The sequence below is a fragment of the Clostridium sp. YIM B02555 genome (assembly GCF_022320955.1).
GTDB classification, from domain to species: Bacteria; Bacillota; Clostridia; order Clostridiales; family Clostridiaceae; genus Clostridium; species Clostridium saccharoperbutylacetonicum.
This window is the reverse complement of sequence record NZ_JAKJJY010000023.1, coordinates 1-20203: the sequence shown is the minus strand read 5'-3', so window position 1 is coordinate 20203 and position 20203 is coordinate 1. Positions and strand designations below refer to the sequence as shown.

16 protein-coding genes are annotated in these 20203 nt (G+C 30.2%); 2 read left to right on the top strand and 14 right to left on the bottom strand.

The window, feature by feature from the left end; genetic code table 11:
- Positions 1–17: 17 nt before the first annotated feature.
- Positions 18–1436, top strand: a complete 1419-nt coding sequence (locus L3B98_RS23380) for a putative DNA modification/repair radical SAM protein (RefSeq protein WP_238918434.1) — start codon at positions 18–20, stop codon at positions 1434–1436.
- 1 nt (position 1437) lies between these two features.
- Positions 1438–2175, top strand: coding sequence for a TIGR03915 family putative DNA repair protein (locus L3B98_RS23375; RefSeq protein ID WP_238918433.1), 738 nt, complete (start codon positions 1438–1440; stop codon positions 2173–2175).
- Positions 2176–2266: 91 nt separating this feature from the next.
- On the opposite strand, the gene L3B98_RS23370 is transcribed toward L3B98_RS23375, so the two are convergent.
- From L3B98_RS23370 to L3B98_RS23305, 14 genes are all read right to left on the bottom strand, one after another.
- On the bottom strand, positions 2267–2827 hold the full coding sequence (locus L3B98_RS23370) for a carbonic anhydrase (RefSeq protein ID WP_077365783.1): 561 nt from the start codon (positions 2825–2827) through the stop codon (positions 2267–2269).
- Between the two features lie 118 nt (positions 2828–2945).
- The gene (locus tag L3B98_RS23365) at positions 2946–4013 is read right to left on the bottom strand and encodes a galactose ABC transporter substrate-binding protein (RefSeq protein ID WP_238918432.1); all 1068 of its coding nucleotides are present in this window, start codon (positions 4011–4013) and stop codon (positions 2946–2948) included.
- Positions 4014–4078: 65 nt separating this feature from the next.
- Entirely contained in the window at positions 4079–5059 is a 981-nt protein-coding gene (locus L3B98_RS23360) for a substrate-binding domain-containing protein (RefSeq protein WP_238918431.1), read from the bottom strand.
- Positions 5059–6873 (bottom strand): sensor histidine kinase, encoded by a 1815-nt coding sequence (locus L3B98_RS23355; RefSeq protein WP_238918430.1) that lies wholly within the window; start codon positions 6871–6873, stop codon positions 5059–5061. The genes L3B98_RS23360 and L3B98_RS23355 overlap by 1 nt, the downstream gene beginning before the upstream one ends.
- Positions 6874–6883: 10 nt before the next feature.
- Positions 6884–8506 (bottom strand): response regulator, encoded by a 1623-nt coding sequence (locus L3B98_RS23350; RefSeq protein WP_238918429.1) that lies wholly within the window; start codon positions 8504–8506, stop codon positions 6884–6886.
- Between the two features lie 245 nt (positions 8507–8751).
- Positions 8752–9978: a galactose/methyl galactoside ABC transporter permease MglC gene (gene mglC / locus L3B98_RS23345; RefSeq protein WP_015394730.1), complete on the bottom strand. Its 1227-nt coding sequence runs from the start codon at positions 9976–9978 to the stop codon at positions 8752–8754.
- Positions 9979–10053: 75 nt separating this feature from the next.
- Positions 10054–11553 carry a sugar ABC transporter ATP-binding protein gene (locus L3B98_RS23340; protein ID WP_077365793.1) on the bottom strand — a complete coding sequence of 500 codons (1500 nt, stop codon included), beginning with the start codon at positions 11551–11553 and terminating at the stop codon, positions 10054–10056.
- Between the two features lie 155 nt (positions 11554–11708).
- A complete protein-coding gene (locus tag L3B98_RS23335; protein ID WP_015394732.1) occupies positions 11709–12779 on the bottom strand; it encodes a galactose ABC transporter substrate-binding protein in 1071 nt (356 codons plus the stop codon).
- A 335-nt stretch (positions 12780–13114) separates the two neighbouring features.
- Positions 13115–14533 (bottom strand): [FeFe] hydrogenase H-cluster radical SAM maturase HydG, encoded by a 1419-nt coding sequence (gene hydG, locus L3B98_RS23330; protein WP_015394733.1) that lies wholly within the window; start codon positions 14531–14533, stop codon positions 13115–13117.
- 90 nt (positions 14534–14623) lie between these two features.
- The gene (locus L3B98_RS23325; RefSeq protein ID WP_015394734.1) at positions 14624–14875 is read right to left on the bottom strand and encodes a TM1266 family iron-only hydrogenase system putative regulator; all 252 of its coding nucleotides are present in this window, start codon (positions 14873–14875) and stop codon (positions 14624–14626) included.
- A 335-nt stretch (positions 14876–15210) separates the two neighbouring features.
- Positions 15211–16050, bottom strand: a complete 840-nt coding sequence (locus L3B98_RS23320; RefSeq protein WP_238918428.1) for a DegV family protein — start codon at positions 16048–16050, stop codon at positions 15211–15213.
- Between the two features lie 557 nt (positions 16051–16607).
- Complete coding sequence (gene tkt / locus L3B98_RS23315) at positions 16608–18593, bottom strand: transketolase (RefSeq protein WP_238918427.1); 1986 nt, start codon at positions 18591–18593, stop codon at positions 16608–16610.
- Positions 18594–19093: 500 nt separating this feature from the next.
- Positions 19094–19744 (bottom strand): deoxyribose-phosphate aldolase, encoded by a 651-nt coding sequence (deoC, locus tag L3B98_RS23310; protein WP_077365799.1) that lies wholly within the window; start codon positions 19742–19744, stop codon positions 19094–19096.
- Positions 19745–20003: 259 nt separating this feature from the next.
- The coding region (locus L3B98_RS23305) for a transaldolase family protein (RefSeq protein ID WP_275298486.1) at positions 20004–20203 on the bottom strand (200 nt) is incomplete at its 5' end.

The window sequence follows — 20203 nt, the reverse complement described above, 5'->3', positions numbered from 1 at the left end:
AAGGATGTGTACCCAATATGGATTTAATGGAAAAATTAAAAGTTCTATCTAATGCAGCAAAATACGATGTATCTTGTTCTTCTTCTGGTTCTAAGAGGAAAAATATAAATAATGGACTAGGAAATGCCTCAGAAAGTGGAATTTGTCATAGTTTTACTCCTGATGGACGTTGCATTTCATTGTTAAAAATATTATTTTCTAATGATTGTGTCTTTGATTGCAAATACTGCATAAATGGAGCCTCAAGAGATTTTTTAAGAGTAAGTTTTACGCCTGATGAAGTCTGCGATCTAACTATTAATTTCTATAAGCGCAACTACATAGAAGGCCTTTTTTTGAGTTCTGCTGTTATTAACAATTCCAACTATACTATGGAACTTTTACTTCAAACTGTAAAAAAATTACGCTTAGAAAAAAAATTTAATGGTTATATCCATCTAAAAGCAATACCTGGTGCTGATGATAAATTAATTCAAACGGCTGGTACATTTGTTGATAGAATGAGTGTTAATATTGAGCTACCGTCTAATGACAGCCTTAAACTCTTAGCGCCTCAAAAAAGTAAAGATAAAATATTAAAACCAATGTCAATAATAAAAAATTCTATAATTAATTACAGTGAAATGAAAAAATCAATAAAAAGTACACCTTTATTTGTTCCTGGTGGTCAAAGTACTCAGTTAATTGTTGGTGCTACACCCGAAAGTGACAGCAAAATAATAAAACTTTCTGAAGCACTTTATGATAAATACAGTTTAAAAAGAGTATATTATTCAGCTTATGTTCCTGTTATTAAAGATAATAAACTTCTGCCAGATATCACACATCCTCCTATGCTTAGAGAACATAGACTTTACCAAGCCGATTGGCTTCTTAGATACTATGGCTTTAAAGCAGACGAATTATTGAAAAATGACAATGATAATTTTGATTTAAATTTTGATCCAAAAACTCACTGGGCATTAGAAAATTTAAATGAATTCCCTGTTGAGATAAATAAGGCCACTTATGAAAAATTACTTCGAATTCCAGGTATTGGTGTGACTTCTGCAAAAAAAATACTCAAAATCAGAAGAGTTCATAATTTAACTTTTGAAGATTTAAGAAATTTGCGTGTTGTGCTTAAAAGAGCTAAATACTTTATTACTTGTAATGGTAAATATCAAGGAGATTCTTTATTTGATAATATTCATATAAAAAATAAACTTTTAAATCAAAATACTTCTAGAGGAAATATAAACCCAGATCAATTATCATTTTTTGACTCTTTTTCATATAAAGAACAAACAACTAACTCTGGAATTATATTGGCAAATGAAAATACTATATTTAATAATTCTGCTTTCACTACAAATAAAGAATCATCAAATATTTTATTGCCTCAAAGAATTAATTTAATTCCAGATAAAATAACTTCTATTACAGGAGAGTTTTAGTATGAAGATTTATGTATACGATAATACATTTGAAGGTTTATTGACTGCAATATATGAAGCATTTTATGAAAAAAATCCACCAGCAGCTTTTTACGCACAAAACGAACTAGATGCTCCACTTCTTCTTGGAGAAAACATTACAATTTTAACTAATCACGAAAAATTTAAAAAAGTTAAAAATGCAATTATAAATAAACTTGACTTTTTAGCTTTCAAAAAATTATATATGGTTTTTTTGAGTAACGAGAAAGAGAAAGGCGTTATTATCTATAAATATTTAAAAACAGCTTTTAAACTTGGTCCTGAGGTTCATAATTTTTTAAATCTTAATGAAATAAGAATTGTTGATAACATCTCTAAGCAAATCTCTTATGAGACCCATAGATTTGAAGGCTTTATAAGATTTAATTATATAGATGAAAAATTTTTATATTCTTCAATTGAACCTGATAATGATATTTTAGAATTACTTGGCGATCATTTTCAAAACAGATTTCCTAAAGAATATTTTATTATCCATGATATATTAAGAGATAAGGCTTTAATTTATAACACCTTTTTTTATGAAATAATAGAAATGACTAATGATACTTATGAAAAACTCAAATCACACAGCGATGATTATACTAAGCTTTGGAAAGCTTATTTTAAATCAACTACAATAGAAGAAAGAAAAAAACCACGCCTACAATCTAGAATGATGCCTAAAAGATATTGGAAGCACATATTAGAAACATAGGCTTTCCTAAATAAATCAAAATAGCCAATGCTCAATTTTCATATATTAATTGAGCATTGGCTATTTATTCTATTGAATCATCTGATTTTTATTAAGCATTACCATCTACTATAACTTCTAATTCCCCTGTTTCTGGGCTCATGATAAGTCCATGTACCTTTATATCAGATGGAATTAAAGGATGATCTTTTATCATTCTCACACTTTCTTTTATTGATTCTTCAACTGACTCAAATCCATGAAGCCACTTCTCAACATTAACACCTGCATTGTTTAATGTTGAAATTGTTTCTTCCTTTATTCCTCTATCTACCATCTTTTTAACAAGACTTTTAGTATCCAAATTACTCATCCCACAACCATGATGTCCTACTACAAAAACATCTTCTGCTCCAAATTCATAAACTGCAACTAATATACTTCTCATTACACCACCAAAATGGTGCATAACAGTAGCCCCAGCATCTTTAATTATTTTAGCATCCCCATTTTTTATATTCATTGCTTTAGGTAGTAATTCAGTAAGTCTTGTATCCATACATGATAATATAACCATTTTTTTCTTAGGAATTTTAGTTGTTATATATGCTTCATAATCCTTATTCTCAATAAACTTCCTATTATAGCCCAATATTTCTTCTAGTTTGCTCATTTGCCCCACGTCCTTACTTGATAAATTATTTTTGATATAACTTTTCGTATTACATCAATATTAATTTAAATTTTAATAATTGTAAAGTTAATAATTTTAAACCTAGTGAAAATAATAGTTATTTATCAGTTGATTTTTTTAAAAATAAGTCAACATTGTCAATCGTAACTTCTGTATGAGATGTTCTTATATATTTCCCTTTTTCCAACCCTTGCACTGAACTCATATCTCCATGTGTAGCTAACTTGTAAGCTAAATCAAAAATTGCATCTGCTTGTTTCCATGAATCATTTATAACAGTTCCAATCATTGTTCCTTTTTTTACAGCCTCTAAGGCCTTTGGAATTCCATCAATACCTATTACTAGTGGTTTATTCTTAATTCTGCTTTGACCTTCCAATGCCTGTATTGCACCAAGGGCCATATCATCATTATTACTAAACACCACTTCAATTTTATCACCATAAGTATTAATCCATTTTGACATTTTTGCAGTTGCTTGTGCCGATTGCCAATAAGCCGTATCATCAGCTACCTTCTCTAACTCAATTCCATTCTTCTCCATAGCTTTTATGCAATATTCTGATCTTATTAGTGCATCTTGGTGTCCAGGTTCTCCTTCTAACATAGCATATTGTATTTTTCCATCACCATTTCTATCTACCATTTGCTTATTTTTTCTATATGCATTAATTATTATATCAGCCTGCATTTCTCCTGCCTTTTCTGCTTCAGCTCCTACATAATATAACTTATTCCATCTATCTAAATCTTCTTCCACAGGTTCTCTATTAAAAAAGACAACTGGTATATTCGATGCTTTTGCCTTATCTATAATTGTTGATGCAGTTGTACGATCCACCATATTTACACATATAACATCATAATTTTGTGAAACAAATCTTTCAACCTGACTACTTTGTTCAGATGCACTGCCTCTTGCATCTAGTACGTTAATTATTATTTTATAATTCCCATCATTTTCTTTATCTTTAGCTATTTCTTCAATATTTTTTACAATTGTTGATATAAATGCATCATCTTGATTATATAAGGTTACCCCTATTTTTATTTCTTTAATATGATTATTATAATTGCTTATAGTTACATTTTTATCGCAGGCTGATAATAAATATATAATTGGTATTATTGTTAAGAATTTAGATAATTTCTTGATTTTTTTCACAATATCTCCTCCACAACACCATTCATTCAAATTCCAAAATTTCAACCCCAAAACTTACTATATCTTTATTTAATAAATGGAAATAACAATCTTTGATTTGTTTCTGAATACATATTATCTTTATTAATTACAGTTGAAGAAATTGAATTTTCATTTTCTTTTTTCTTATTCAATTTATCTACCGCTGTTTTTATTCCCAAATATCCTACATTAAACTCATTTTGAATAGCAGTTGCATTAATAATCTTATCTTCTAAAAAGGAAATAATTTTATTCGTACTTCCAACCCCGTAAACCTGTACATCTGCTATTTTTTTGTCTATATTCCCAAAATCTTTCTTTGTTTGAGCAATCCACTCTAATTCTTCAGAGTCAAAAGCAACTATTACATTTATATTACTATCTTCTAATATTTTTTTGGTCTCCTCACGATAGGTTGATGGATTACTATCATTAAACTCCCAAAATATATAGTTATTTTTTGTGTTACTTAAGACGCTCATAAATCCATCATACCTTTCCTTTATGCTGCTACACTCCAAGTTATTTTTCACAATTACAATATTATTATTCACATTACCATTTTTAACAACTTCTTCTGCTAAATTTTCACCAAGAGCATAATTATCACAAGAAATACTTGAAAGTTTTTGTTCTGACTTAATTGTTGATTCAATCATCACAACTGGAATTTTTCTCATTGCATTTTCTATTGGTTCCGCCATTTTTTCATAATCAGTCGGTGCTATAACTATGGCATCAGCCTTATTTCTAATTTCCTTTTCAATGAGTTCCTTTTGCTCTATTGTACTATTATCCTCTGCTAAATTAATGAATCTTATATTTACATCCATTTCAGATGCAGCTTGTTCTATTCCCTGCCTTATTATCATTGAGCTTTCACTGTTTTTCCCTCTAGTTATAACTGAAATATTATACATTCTCTTCTCTTTTTCATGCAATATAGTATCATTCATAAGAAGTACAAAGGATGTTATTAATAATAAAAATAGAAAAATAAAAATTCGTTTTTTTTTCTTTCTCACTAATTATCTTCCTCCCTCTTCCTTACTTCAGAATAATCAACGCATGGCATATGGATACTTATTGTCGTTCCTTCATCTGGTTCACTAAAAATTTTAAGTCCATAACCTTTTCCGTAATACAATTGTATTCTTTCATGAACATTTTTAAGTCCAATTCCTGAACTTTTCTTCTCATTTTCAGCTTTACTTTTAATTGTTAGGAGTGCATCTGCGACTTCCTGTGGCATGCCTAGACCATTATCTACTACATCAATAAATAAATCCCCCTCTTTAATATATGACTTAACTAAAATCTCACCGTCTCCACTCATGAACTCCATTCCGTGGTAAATTGCATTTTCAATTATTGGCTGAATTATCAACTTAATACTTGCTAAATTTAAAGTATCCTCATCTACCTCAATATTATAAGTAAATTTATTTTTATATCTTATATTTTGAATAGTCAAATAGTTACGTGCATGTTCAATTTCATCTTTTACAGTTATTATATTTTTCCCTCTGCTCAAACTTATCCTAAAAAGTCTTGCTAAAGCCGTTACCATTATAATAGCCCCATCATAATTTTCATTTTCTATCATCCAAATAATAGAATCTAACGTATTATATAAAAAATGTGGATTTATCTGAGCTTGCAATGCATTAAGTTCGCTTTTTCTTTTAGATTCCTGCTCAGATATTATATTATCCATAAGCGAATGCATTTGATTAACCATGGATCTAATTGCTTTTCCTAAATGCTTGGTTTCATAGGAACCACTAATTGAGATTTCTACATCTTTAACTCCACTTTCTAGTTCTTTTACGCTTTTTTCTAGAGATCTTATAGGATTAGCTATACGTGACGATACAAGCATATTAAGAAATACGAGCACGCTAATACCAAATGATATTATAAATATTGCAAATATGCTCATTTGAGAATAATCAGAAGTTATATCCTTCATAGGAGTAACCCCAACAATCTTCCAGCCTGTATATCCTACAGTTTTAACAGTTACTAACCTTTCTTCCCCTTGAAAATTCTCTTCATGGTTTCCTTCTTCATATGCAGCTGCAATCTTATTATTTTCTTCAATTAAATTTGAATAAATTAATTGTTGGCGTGGATGATATATTATTTCTCCATCTCTATCAATTAAATATACATATGCTGATTGACCTAAACTTGCATTTTTACAAATTTGCTCAATACCACTAAAATTAATATCTACTAGCAAAACACCTGATGTAGTTCTCTTATTATTTGTAAGTTCTACTGCACGACTTAATGATACAACCCAATGATATTTATTATCTGGATCAATAAATATATTTTGCACATGCGGTGTTGAAAAATGTAGATTTTCTTTTCTACTTAACGCAGTATAAAACCAATCATTAACCCTTGGATCAACTGAGCTTTTCAACTTTCCTAAAGGTGATGCTGCTACAACTTCACCATCATTTGAAAAAACACATATGCTTGTAATAGAATCTTTATTTGCTCCATAAAGTAAATCCATTTCTTTATCTATACTTTCATTTGCTAAATCCTTCTTTTTAATAACATCATAATATGTTGTATCAGATATTCTCATCATATTATGTAGATAGTTATCTAAATTTAAATTAACTTGGTCAAGCATAGATTTGTTATTTTCAGCTATTATATCTTCGGTAGAATTTATAAATCTAAAATATAAGGCCCCACTAACAATTAACATTCCTATAACTGCAATTCCTGTAAAAGCAATTGAAATTATATATTTTATACTTGCATTCTTAAAATATTTAATTATTTTTTGTATTTTTTTCCTTATTAAATTAAGCATTGCAACTCACTCAACTCTTTCTATACTTTGACGGCGATACTCCAAACTTCTTTTTGAATACATAACTAAAATAATTTGCTTCTGGATATCCAACCTTTTCAGCTATCATATATGTTTTATCATCTGTTGTATTTAAAAGTTTTACAGCTTCTTCTAATCGTACTGTAGTAAGATAATTAACAAAGTTTTCACCTGTTTCTTTCTTAAAAATGGTTGAAAAATACGTTGGACTAACATGTAACTTTGAACAAAGCTTTTCAACAGAAACATCAGAATCTGAATAGCTCTCTTTTATATATTGCTTAGCCTTTTCAATTAGCAGCATAGAGGAATTAATACGTTCCTTTTTAATATAATCATTTATTTTAATAGCCTTATTTGTAATCCATTTCTTTACTTCATCTATTGAATCAAAAGCTTCTAGATAACTATAACAATTAAAATTCTCTCCAAAAATTTCATTGATATCTAGGTTATAATTTTGAACTAATTTTAAAATAGATGTCATGATTTCCATCAAATAAATTCTATATTGATTAAATGGTAGGAGAAGATCTTGAAATTTTTTAAATAAATTATCTATAGCCTCTGTAATCTCTTCTTCTGAAGAAATTTTAATTGCATTCAACATTACACGCTCTTCTTGCTCATCTAACTGTAAATGAATAGAATTATCTGGTTCGACGTCATCAATATAAATAGCTTTACCAGTTCCTAATATAAATCTATAATCTAAAGCATTCTGAGCACTTCGATATGAAAATCTCATTTCAGCTGGATCATTGTAAACATAACCTATACCTGCTGATATATTTAAATCCATGATTCTCATATACTCTTTACAAATTTCATTTATTCCTTTAATAAATTGCAATATATCATTTTTTTCTATAAGGTTTCCAATAACTACTACCATATCTGAATAAATAAAACTTACGAATTTTGTATACTTATCCATAGTCTCATCTACCATTTTCTTTATTGAAATAGGTACTAGTGTAGGTTCTTTTTGAATTCCAGCATCTGCACTATCTTTATTATCTTCTAACATTAATACACCATCTGCTCTTATTAATGCTACAGATATATACTCATATTTAAAATCTATCCCTAAATTTTCCGATTGATCCTTCCACTGACTTCCACTAATTCGACCTTCAAGCATACCTACCAAAAATTGTTCTCGAATCACAGGCAGACTTTCTACATAATGCTTGTAAAGTGTTTCCAAGTTTCTCTTTTCATCATACTCCTTATCTAACTGTGATTTTAGCCTTTGCAGTACCTCAATAAATTCTACAGAGTTAATCGGTTTCAAAACATATTCGACTACATTTATCTTTATTGCTTGATGTGCATACTCAAAATCATCACATCCTGAAAATACAATTATCTTTGTAGATGGCATTAATTCAACAAGTTTCTTTCCTAGTTCCAAGCCATCCATATATGGCATTTTTATATCCGTCATTATAACATCTGGCTGAAGTTTTTCAGCTTTTTCAAGTGCATCTTGACCATTTTCTGCATCGCCCACAACTACAAATCCATACGCTTCCCAATCAATTTTTTTTATAATTCCAAGACGAATTTCTTCTTCATCATCAACAATCATAATTTTATATAAATTCATTTAGTCACCTCCAACAGATGCATTAATCACTAAAATTTATTAATACAACTCTTGCTATTTAAAAACATATTTTTATAATAAATACTAAATTATTAGTGAAATCTTACAATAATCTAGATATATTATACATTAAGTATTTAATTATTACTAGTATTATCGCAAATACCTATTTCACTAAATTACACACAAAAAAACAGGCAGATATCATAATTTAAAATATGATACCCACCTGTTATATATATATCTTATTTTCTTCTATACTTAGCCATATCAATTGCAACTGCAACTGCTATAATAATCCCCTTAATAACTTGTTGCCACATAGGACTTACTGCTATAAATTGTAATCCATATTGAATTACTGTGAATATAAGTACACCACTTACTATTCCGCCTACTTTACCAACACCACCGTTTAGTGAAACACCACCAACAACGCAGGCTGCGATTGCATCAAGTTCATAACCATTACCATAGTTATTAGTAGCACCTGCTGTCCTTGCAGCTTCTAGGACACCACCAACACCATATAGAAGTGATGCGAAGATGAATATTCCCATTATAGTTGCAAATACATTAACTCCAGAAACTACTGCTGCTTCACGGTTACCACCAATAGCATATACATTCTTACCAAATATAGTTTTGTTTAATATAAACCAAACTAAAATTATGAATACAATTGCAATTGGAACTAGGATTGATATTCCAGGAAAACTTCCTATTTGGAATAACTTTGTTTGACCAAGAGCTATGAAATCTGGACGAATACCACCAATTGGTTGTGATTTATTAGGTGGCAAATCAAAGTATAATGAAGTTACACCATAAACTATAACTTGTGATGCTAATGTTGCAATAAATGGATGCATATCGTATTTAGCTACTAAGAAACCATTTAACACACCAAATATAGCACAACCTATAACAGCTAATAATATAGGAATGATAACTGCCAATTGTGGCAAACCTGGGAAAAATCTATTAGCATAATCTGGGTTTTGTAACATTGAAGTTGAAATTACCGCTGCAAGACCAACCATACGTCCTGCTGATAAGTCGGTCCCTGCAATTAACAATGTAAAACAAATTCCAAGTGCAACAATCATTTTAGTCGATGATTGCGTCAAAATATCTAAAAATACAGCATATTGCATGAAACGTGGTTGAATTATCATAATTACAACTACCAAAACTAATAATGCTAGAATAATTGCATTATCTGTTAAAAAGTTTTTTACTGTTTTGGCTGAAAAAACAACCTCCATATCTGCATTTTTCTTATCAAAAAATTGTTTTGCTCCATAAATAAGAAGAGCAATTCCAACCCCTCCAACATATATAGGTAAATCGTAAATTATATTGGGATCTAAAATAATATTAAAAACAATTCCAAGTATCACAAAAAAAGCACCAATACCTAAAAATATTTTTCCAAAGTCTTTTCTCGAAATTATCTTTTCTCCATTCATTTTATTATACCTCACTTTCTTTCTCCTGCTAAAAATCTTTTGTTACTAAAATTATATTTATAAAGGAGATATCTATTATTTCATAAATTCTGTAGCAAGACTCATAACTTTTACTGAATCCGCTTCATTTTTATCTAAAATTCCTGTAACTTTACCTTCACACATAACCATAACTCTATCAGACATACCAAGTAATTCTGGCATTTCAGAAGAAATCATAATAATTGATTTGCCTTTCTTAACCAATTCCTGCATGATTGTATAAATTTCATATTTAGCTCCTACATCAATTCCTCTTGTAGGTTCATCCAATATAAGAATATCTGGATTAGTAAGAAGCCAACGTGCAATTAAAACTTTTTGTTGATTTCCTCCTGAAAGGTTTTGAATTAATTGTTCCATACTTGGAGTTTTAGTTCTTAATTCTTGATTTGACTTTTTAGCAGCTTTATATCTGCTGCCTTCCTGTAATACTCCAAATTTTGCATAATCTTTTTGACTTGCAATTACTGTATTATCTAACACTGAGAGAATACCAAAAATTCCACTTGCACGTCTTTCTTCTGTTAAAAGTGCAAATCCGTTTTCTTTTGCATCTCTCGGAGTTTTGATTTTTATTTCTTTTCCATCCTTGATTATTTCTCCACTTTGTATTTCACGAAGACCAAATAAAGCTTCTACTAATTCTGTACGTTGTGCACCAACAAGACCACCAATTCCTAATATTTCACCTTTACATAGTTCAAAATTTACATGTTGGAATGATTTTTTTATTGGAGAACATAGATTTTTCACCTTCAAAACTATATCCTTAGTTGGTTCATAATCACTTGGTGGGAATCTATTGGTCATATCACGACCAACCATACGATTTATAATTAAGTCTGTTGTAAGATCCTTTGCTTCCCAAGTTCCTACATACTGACCATCTCTCATAATTGTTACTTCATCAGATATTTTTAAAATTTCCTCCATTTTGTGCGATATATATATAATGGCACAACCCTTTTTTTGTAATTGCTTTATAATCTTAAATAAGTGCTTAGTTTCATTTTCTGTTAATGATGAAGTTGGTTCATCCATAATAATAATTTTTGAATTATAGCTAACAGCTTTCGCTATTTCTACTAATTGAAGACTAGATGGTGAAAGTTTTCCAGCCAATATTTCAGGATTAATATCTAATTCAATTTCTTCGAATAATTCTTTTGTTTTCTTTATCATAGTTTTTTTATCAACAGCAATTCCCTTCATAGGAAATCTACCAAGCCAAATGTTTTCCATAACTGGACGGAAACGAATTGGGTGTAATTCTTGATGTATCATCGATACTCCTAATTCTAATGCTTGTTTTGAAGTATTTATCTCAACTTTATTTCCATCTAATATTATTTCTCCACCATCTTCATGATAAATACCAAAAAGACATTTCATTAAGGTTGATTTTCCTGCACCATTCTCACCCATTAGTGCATGTACACTTCCCTTTTGCACTTTGAGTGTTACATTATCTAGTGCTTTTACGCCTGGAAATACCTTTGTAATGTTATTCATCTCCAGTACATATTCACCCATAAAGCCATCCTCCTTTTTAATTATTAATGATTAACAAGTAATGATGAATAATTGTGGTTGAAATCACTTCGTAATTTCTTTAAGTATATATTTTGAAATTACGGAGTAATTTCTTCCTTAACCATTCACCATTAATCATTAATTCTTAATTTAATTTATTTAATATACTTTGTATAGTTATCTTGAGTAACTTTTACATAGTTAATCCATACATATTTTCCATCTGTTACATCATAACCAATATTTTCTTTGTTTATTTCTTTTCCTTGAGCAGCTGCTATTGCAATATTTACAGTTGCCTTACCTTGATTTTCTGCATCATTTAATACTGTTCCAAGAAGTGATCCTTCTTTCATAGCTTGTAATGCTGGTGCTGTTGCATCAACTCCAACTACTGGAATATATTTGCTTGCATCACCTTTGTTATATCCTTCAGCTTTTAAAGCTTCAACAGCTCCAAGAGCCATATCATCATTGTTACAAAGAACAGCTTCTATCTTGCCTATACCTTGACCAGTTATAAATGCTTTCATAAGGTCAGTAGCTTTTGCTTTATCCCACATTGCTGTATCAGCAGCAAGTTTTTGTGTTTTAAATCCAGCAGCTTCAATAGCCTTTATTGAATATTCAGTACGAAGAGTTGCATCTTGATGTCCTGGTTCTCCTTGAAGCATTACATATTGGATTACTCCATCCTTGTTTTTATCTGCTTCTGGATGAGCTTTAAAATAATCAGCTATAATTTCACCTGATTGAGTTCCTGATTGTTCAGCTTTTGCCCCTACATACCAAACTTTATCATAACCATTCATATCATTTTTTTCTGGTTCACGATTTAAGAATACTATTGGAAGTTTCTTTGCTTTTGCTTTTTCAATAATTGGACCAGCTGCAGTTCTATCAACTGCATTTATTGCTAAAGCGTTTACACCTTTTGTAATAAATGTGTCAACTTGCTCATTTTGAGTAGGTTGCTTATTTTGAGAATCCACCAATTCAAGTGTTGATCCTTTTTCTTTAGCTTGTGCTTCCATTGCAGAACGAACACCAGTCATAAATGTATCATCAAATTTATAAATAGCAGACCCAACTAACACTTTTGAGCTATCAGCTTGTTTAGGTGCTTCAGCAGTACCAGCTCCACCTCCACTTTTACATCCTGTCACAGTAGCTGCAACTAAAGCAGTAGTCATAACAATTGCTAATAATTTTTTAAACCTTTTCATTTTTTACCCCTCCATGTTTCATTAAACTATTGTAAACATAATTTATTTTTATACCGTTTACATATCTGATTATAAATTAATTTGTATTTACTCTCCATACAAAATTCTTCACTCTTTTATCGAAATTCTTATATAAACATATTAATTTTTAACTTTTTATATTTAATTTATTAATATCTTATAGTTTCATATAAAAAAACTGCTCAAAAATCTATTAAATTTATGAGCAGCCCTTCTATACTTTTTGCAATACTCAATTATAAACGAATGCTTATTTTCTTCGGAAATCTTTAAGTTTTGAACAATTCTTTTTTGCAGCATATATTATTAAATATTTAAAATCTAAAATCACGTTTTCCTTCATTTAATTCTTCGAGATGTTCTAATACAATTTTTCTAACTTTTTCATTTGGAATGTTAGGAATTTCATTTCTTATAACTTCTTCACCTTTTTTCTTTGTATCTTCTGAAGCATAATCTTCTAAATATTCTTTTAAAGTCATAAGTGCGTTAGGTTGACAACAGTTTGCTATTTGTCCTGCCTTTACAAGAGTCATGAATCTATCACCTGTTCTACCTTCTCTATAACAAGCTGTACAGAAACTTGGTATATGTCCTCTTTCAAGCAACCAATTAACAATTTCATCTAGAGTTCTATCATCATTGACTTCAAATTGTGCTGAATTTTCTTCTTCTTTTTCCTTTTCAACATAACCACCAACACTTGTAGATGATGCACCACTTATTTGTGATACTCCAAGCTCAAGAACTTTTTCTCTTGTTTTTTGTGATTCTCTTGTTGATACTATAAGACCTGTATATGGTACTGCAATTCTAAGTACAGCAACAATTTTTGCAAAAATATCATCTGAAATAGCATTTGAAAATTCTTCAGGATTGATATCATCAGCTGGCCTTATTCTTGGTACACTTATTGTATGTGGTCCAACTCCCTTAGCAGCCTCTAAATGTTCTGCATGCATAAGAAGACCAACAAAATCATATTTATACATATTTAATCCATACAATACGCCTATTCCGACATCGTCTATTCCTCCATCCATAGCTCTGTCCATAGCTTCAGTATGATAAGCATAATCATGCTTTGGACCTGTTGGGTGAAGTTCTTCATATGACTTCTTGTGATAAGTTTCTTGGAATAATATATATGTTCCAATTCCTGCTTCTTTCAATTTTCTATAATTTTCTACAGTTGTAGCTGCAATATTTACATTAGCTCTTCTAATTGCTCCATTTTTATGTTTTATACTATAAATAGTCTTTATACTTTCTAATACATATTCAATTGGATTATTTACTGGATCCTCACCAGTTTCTAGTGCAAGTCTTTTATGTCCTAAATCTTGAAGTGCTATTACTTCATTTTTAATTTGCTCTTGAGTAAGCTTTTTCCTAGCAATATGCTTGTTTTTATGATGGTATGGACAATATGTACATCCATTTACACAATAATTAGAAAGATATAATGGTGCAAACATTACAATCCTATTTCCATAAAATTTTTGCTTTATTTCCTTTGCTAGTTTAAACATTTTTTCATTTTCATCGTCTAATTCACACTCAAGTAAAAGTATTGCTTCCCTATGTGATAGTCCTTTGTACTCTTTAGCTTTCTCTAAAATTTCATTAATAAGTTTTTTATTATTCTTATTTTTTTCAGCAAATTCAAGACTTTCTAATATTTCCCCATCATCAATAAATTCTGTTGCTACATTAGATTTAACATTATACATATCCTACACTTCTTTCTTTAAATTGGATTTTTACTAATCTTATCTTCGTTCTGATCTATGATTTTTCTCATCCAACTTCCAAAGGCAATTCTATTTTCCTGTTTTAGAATACATAGTTTTTACATTTATCCCTGGAACCATACCAAGTTTTCCTGACAATGAACTTATAACATCATTAGAAGCATCAACAACAATACTTATTATACTTATACCTTTTTCGCGATAAGGTATTCCCATTCTTCCAATCATGTATTGTGAGTACTCATGTAAAATATTATTAAGCTTATCAGTTGAATTCATATCCTCAACTATAATTCCTATCAATGCTATTCTTGTATCCATTTTTACTATTCCTTTCAAAACAAAATACCTATAATTACAAAAAACCCCTATACCAAATCAAGGCGTAGGGATTGTGTCTATGCTTAATTAATAATAACGCCTTTTCATTTGGGACGAACCCTCATGTATTTCAGAACGATTACGCTTATAAAATCTTTCTTTTTGGGATTCTTGAATTTCCCTAAAAGTCAGACTACAATATTATATTAACACAAAGATTTCTTTAAGCAAAGCTTTCATTAATTAAAATTTTAAATGCAGTTGCTTTTATTCAATCAAATTAAAAAAGTAACCAATTTTATTCCTATAATAAATTAGTTACTTTTTGGTTTATACTAAAAACAAATTACAATCCCACCATCATCGGCATAAACTGTACTAAGTCCACCACTTTCAAAAATAATAATATCCTTAAAATTATATCTATTGCTGATTTCTTCTTTAAATCTTTCAGCTTTTTCTCTTGCATTTACATGACCTATACCAATAACCTTATTTTTAAAGTCATTTGTTTCTTCACCTATCATTTCAACTAATCTATTAAAAGCTTTTTTCTTTCCTCTTACTTGTTCTCTAAGAATTATTTCTCCACTTCCATTATCAGACATAATCGGAATAACTTGTAGCAATGTCCCCATCAGTGCCTTTGCATTGCTGATTCTACCATTTTTAGCTAAGTTATCAAGTCTTTCTAGAACAAATAACGTTCTCATTTCATCTATATATTTAGTAACCTTTTCTACTATTTCTTCGTTGCTAGCTTTTTCTTCAATTAATTGTTTTATCTTTAAAACAACTAAATCAGGTCCTGATACAGCTGATTGAGTGTCAAAAACATGAACAAAACTGTCTGGTAACTCTTCCTTAAGCATTTCCTTAGCAAGAAGAGCACTATTGTACGAGCCACTTAATTTGCTCGAAATAGTTACAATAAAATTATTCTTACACTTTTTCAAAGCTTCTAAAAAGTCATTTGGTGATGGACATGCAGTTCCTATTTTATTTTTGCTACTCTTCATTTTTTGAAGCAGTGAGTTTATATCTAAATTTCTATCTATAATTTCTTCATCATCAATTAGTATTTTAAATGGTACTCTCTCCATATATTCTTCTTCATTTCCAAAAGCCTCAGAATTGAAGTCAACACAGCTGTCAACTATTATTTTGGTATTCATTATATTCCTCCATTTTATTTAATCTTTAATTTCTTATTAAAGTTATATATTCCAATTATCAATGTTAAATCATCAATTAATGAGTAAATTCCTTCAGCATTTCTTGAATTGAAATGTACAATTTTAATTACAAATCATATATATATATTGAAAATATGATTCTTCATAATAATTCTAAAAATCCTTCAAGAAAAAGTGATGCTATAAATCTTGTGTTTGACTAGCAGAACTTTATAAATAACTGTAAACTGTGCATTGTAAATTGTAAATTGAAACATATATATATTAAAAGATTAATTTATTTTTAATTAATTAAGTTTGTCCACTAAATTATATATTAAATTCCTTTTTATTAACAGTTATTTTTTATCTTTTATACTTAAGGTACTATAAAATGAATCATTTTTATATTAATTTAATATTATTTATCTTCATTATAATTAATTATACATAAAATGCAAATTCTTAAAAATTAATATTTTATACAAAAAACAGCTGCTATAAACTAATTATAATAGTTCAATAACAGCTGTTTAAAATTATCTTATATTAAAAGTCTATTTAAGTTTAACTGCTCTTTCTACTACATTTTCTACAGTAAATCCAAATTGCTCAAATAAAACTTCTGCTTTACCTGATGCACCAAAGGTATCTAAGGAAATAACATCTCCGTCTAAACCTACATATTTATGCCATCCAAAGGATGTTAAAGCTTCAACAGCTAATCTTGCACGTACCGCTTTTGGCATTACTGATTCTTTATAAGCTTCATCTTGAGCATCGAATAGCTCAAAGCTTGGCATACTTATTACTCTCGCATCAATTCCTTTTGCTGATAACTCATCAGCTGCTTTAAAGATTAATTCTACTTCTGAACCTGATGCCATTAATAGTACATCTGGAGTTTCTTTCTTAGAATCTTTAAGTATATATCCACCCTTTAATGCTCTCTTAGGGCATCCATCATATAGTGGTAACTTTTGTCTTGTTAATACTAATGAAGTTGGTGTAGTTCCATTTGTTACAGCATAATACCAAGCGGCTGCTGTTTCTTTTGAGTCTGCTGGTCTAAACACTGTCATATTTGGCATACTTCTAAGTGCTGCTAAATGTTCTATTGGTTCATGAGTTGGACCATCTTCCCCTACTCCAATACTATCATGAGTTAATACATAAGTTACTGGAAGCTTCATAAGAGCCGATAATCTCATAGCACCTTTCATGTAATCACTGAATACAAAGAAGGTTGCACAGAATACTTTTAGTCCTCCATGAGCATACATACCATTAGCTATAGCTGCCATAGCATGTTCTCTAACTCCAAAGTGAAGGTTAGATCCACTTCTATCTTCTGCTGAGAAATCTCCTCTATCATTCATATGAGTTTTATTAGATGGTGCTAAATCTGCTGATCCACCTATAAAATTAGGAATAAGCTTAGCTAGTCTATTTATCATTATTCCTGAAGATTCTCTTGTAGCCATTTCTTTATCAAAACTCCAAAGTTCTTCATTGTTTAATAATCCATCTTTATCAATTTCTCCACTCATCCACTTAGTATATTCTACTGCAAGCTCTGGATAAGCCTCTGAATATTTATTAAATAATTCTATCCATGCATTTTCTTTAGAAACACCACTTTCTATATATTCATTCATGTTTGAATATACTTCATCTGGAACATAAAATGCAGGTTCAGTCTTCCAGCCTAAGTTTTCCTTCATAGCTTTTACATTGTCTGCTCCTAAAGGTTCTCCATGAGCTGAAGCTTTTCCTTGTTTTGCTGGGCAACCAAATCCAATTTGATTTTTAACTATTATCATTGATGGCTTTTTAGTTTCTGCTTTAGCTTCTGCTATTGCTTTTTCGATTGCATCTATATCATTTCCATCTGCAACCTTTAATACTTGCCAGCCATAAGCTTCATATCTCTTTGCGGTGTCTTCTCTAAATGCTATATCTGTATTTCCTTCTATTGAAATATTGTTTGAATCATATAATACGATTAATTTTCCAAGTTCTAAAGTTCCTGCTAGTGATGATGCTTCTCCTGAAATTCCTTCCATAAGACATCCGTCACCAACTATAGCATATGTATGGTGATCAACTATGCTATACTCTGGCTTATTAAACTTTTCTGCTAAATGCGCTTCTGCTATTGCCATACCTACTGCATTACAAATACCTTGCCCAAGCGGTCCTGTTGTTATTTCAACACCTTTAGTATGACCATATTCAGGATGTCCTGGTGTTAAACTTCCTACTTGTCTAAAGTTCTTTAAATCTTCAACGGTTAATCCATATCCGAATAAATGTAATAATGAATATTCAAGCATTGATCCATGTCCTGCTGATAATACAAACCTATCTCTATTATCCCATTCAGGATTTTTTCCATTATGATTCATTTTTGTCCATAATGTAAATGCCATTGTTGCTGAGCCAAGCGGTAACCCAGGATGTCCAGATTTTGATTTTTCTATAGCATCTGCTGATAATACTCTTATTGCATTAATTGATAACTTATCTAATTCTCTACTCATTTCTTACCTCACTTCATAAACATAAATTTTATATAGATATCCAAATGAAGAATCAAACTTATAAATGGAATATACATGCACCATTGAGAAATTATAATCGTAACACTACACTAGAAATTTGATACATTTTTCTGGAAGCAGGCATGTGAAATTTAGCTGATGATGGTTCTTAATGGGGGCTTGTTTCATTTTTAGCTTGTCCAGATTTTACATCTGGAACACGCTGAAATGACGATAAGCCGCCATTTAGAACCTTCCAGCGAAAATTTCACTAGTCCTGTGGAAGATAAATGTATCTGATTTCGGTAATTGTTGCATAAGTCCAATTCTCGCTTTGGATATCTTTATTGCTACCTAAATTGAATCTTTACTTTACTCTACTATATTTTAGAATAAAATTTAGAAAAAGGGAATATATTCTTATATAGATATTTCATTAATAATATTTTTGTAATATCTATATAAAAAATATTTCCCCAGTTTATTTAGCAAAAGCTACATTACTTACTCTCATTGACAATAGCAATACTAGCACTTGCACCAATTCTGCTTGCACCTGCATTTATCATATCCATAGCTGTCTTAAAGTCTCTAATTCCACCTGATGCTTTTACTCCTAATTCTGGTCCTACAGTTTTTCTCATAAGAGCAATATCCTCTTTTGTAGCTCCACCAGTTGAAAATCCTGTTGATGTTTTAACAAAATCTGCCTTAGCTTCCTTAGAAATTTCGCAAGCCTTAATTTTCTCTTCATCAGTTAATAAGCATGTTTCAATAATAACTTTAACGATTGCCTTTCCTTTTGCTGCATTTACTACTGCTTCTATATCTTCTTTAAGAAGTTCATAATTTTTAGCTTTTAATGCACCAACATTAATAACCATATCTATTTCGTTAGCACCATTTTCAATTGCTTGAGCAGTTTCAAAAGCCTTAGCTTCCTTAGTCATAGCTCCTAATGGAAATCCAACTACTACACAAGTTTTAACATCGCTTCCTTTAAGTTCAGTGCTTACTAATTTGGCATAACATGCGTTCACGCAAACAGACGTAAATCCATATTCCTTTGCTTCTACACAAAGTTTCTTTACATCTTCTACTGTTGCCTCTGCCTTTAAAATTGTATGGTCAATATATTTTGCTATATCCATATGCTACCTCTCCTTAATATTATTTTTATTCAGTTTACAATTTACAGTTAACAGTTGTGGTTGAAATCCCTTACGGGATTTCTTTAATTTTTATTATACCTCACAGAAAAAGCCAAAAGCTTTTTCCTCCTTCAACTGTGCACTGCACCTTGTAAACTGCAAACTATCCCAAACTGCCAAGTTTTGCTCTCAAACTCTAAACTGTGCATTGTAAATTATAAACTGTCAAACTATTCCCTCAACTGTAAACTGTGCCTTGTTAACTGTGAACTGGAAACGCTGCTGCCCAATCCGCCTTAAACTTTTCAAGCCCTTGGTCTGTTAAAGGATGCTTTAGCATTTGCATTACTAAGTTAAATGGTATTGTTGCTATATCTGCTCCTGCCTTGGCTGCTTCAATTACGTGAATTGGATTTCTTACACTTGCTGCTATTATTTCTGTTTCTATTCCATGTACTG

Bases quoted from the DNA above. Each gene is read 5' to 3' on its own strand.
- L3B98_RS23380 (WP_238918434.1), top strand. From the start codon at position 18: ATGGATTTAATGGAAAAATTAAAAGTTCTATCTAATGCAGCAAAATAC.
- L3B98_RS23375 (WP_238918433.1), top strand. From the start codon at position 1,438: ATGAAGATTTATGTATACGATAATACATTTGAAGGTTTATTGACTGCA.
- L3B98_RS23370 (WP_077365783.1), bottom strand. From the start codon at position 2,827: ATGAGCAAACTAGAAGAAATATTGGGCTATAATAGGAAGTTTATTGAG.
- L3B98_RS23355 (WP_238918430.1), bottom strand. From the start codon at position 6,873: ATGCTTAATTTAATAAGGAAAAAAATACAAAAAATAATTAAATATTTT.
- L3B98_RS23350 (WP_238918429.1), bottom strand. From the start codon at position 8,506: ATGAATTTATATAAAATTATGATTGTTGATGATGAAGAAGAAATTCGT.
- mglC (WP_015394730.1), bottom strand. From the start codon at position 9,978: ATGAATGGAGAAAAGATAATTTCGAGAAAAGACTTTGGAAAAATATTT.
- L3B98_RS23340 (WP_077365793.1), bottom strand. From the start codon at position 11,553: ATGGGTGAATATGTACTGGAGATGAATAACATTACAAAGGTATTTCCA.
- L3B98_RS23335 (WP_015394732.1), bottom strand. From the start codon at position 12,779: ATGAAAAGGTTTAAAAAATTATTAGCAATTGTTATGACTACTGCTTTA.
- hydG (WP_015394733.1), bottom strand. From the start codon at position 14,533: ATGTATAATGTTAAATCTAATGTAGCAACAGAATTTATTGATGATGGG.
- L3B98_RS23325 (WP_015394734.1), bottom strand. From the start codon at position 14,875: ATGGATACAAGAATAGCATTGATAGGAATTATAGTTGAGGATATGAAT.
- L3B98_RS23320 (WP_238918428.1), bottom strand. From the start codon at position 16,050: ATGAATACCAAAATAATAGTTGACAGCTGTGTTGACTTCAATTCTGAG.
- tkt (WP_238918427.1), bottom strand. From the start codon at position 18,593: ATGAGTAGAGAATTAGATAAGTTATCAATTAATGCAATAAGAGTATTA.
- deoC (WP_077365799.1), bottom strand. From the start codon at position 19,744: ATGGATATAGCAAAATATATTGACCATACAATTTTAAAGGCAGAGGCA.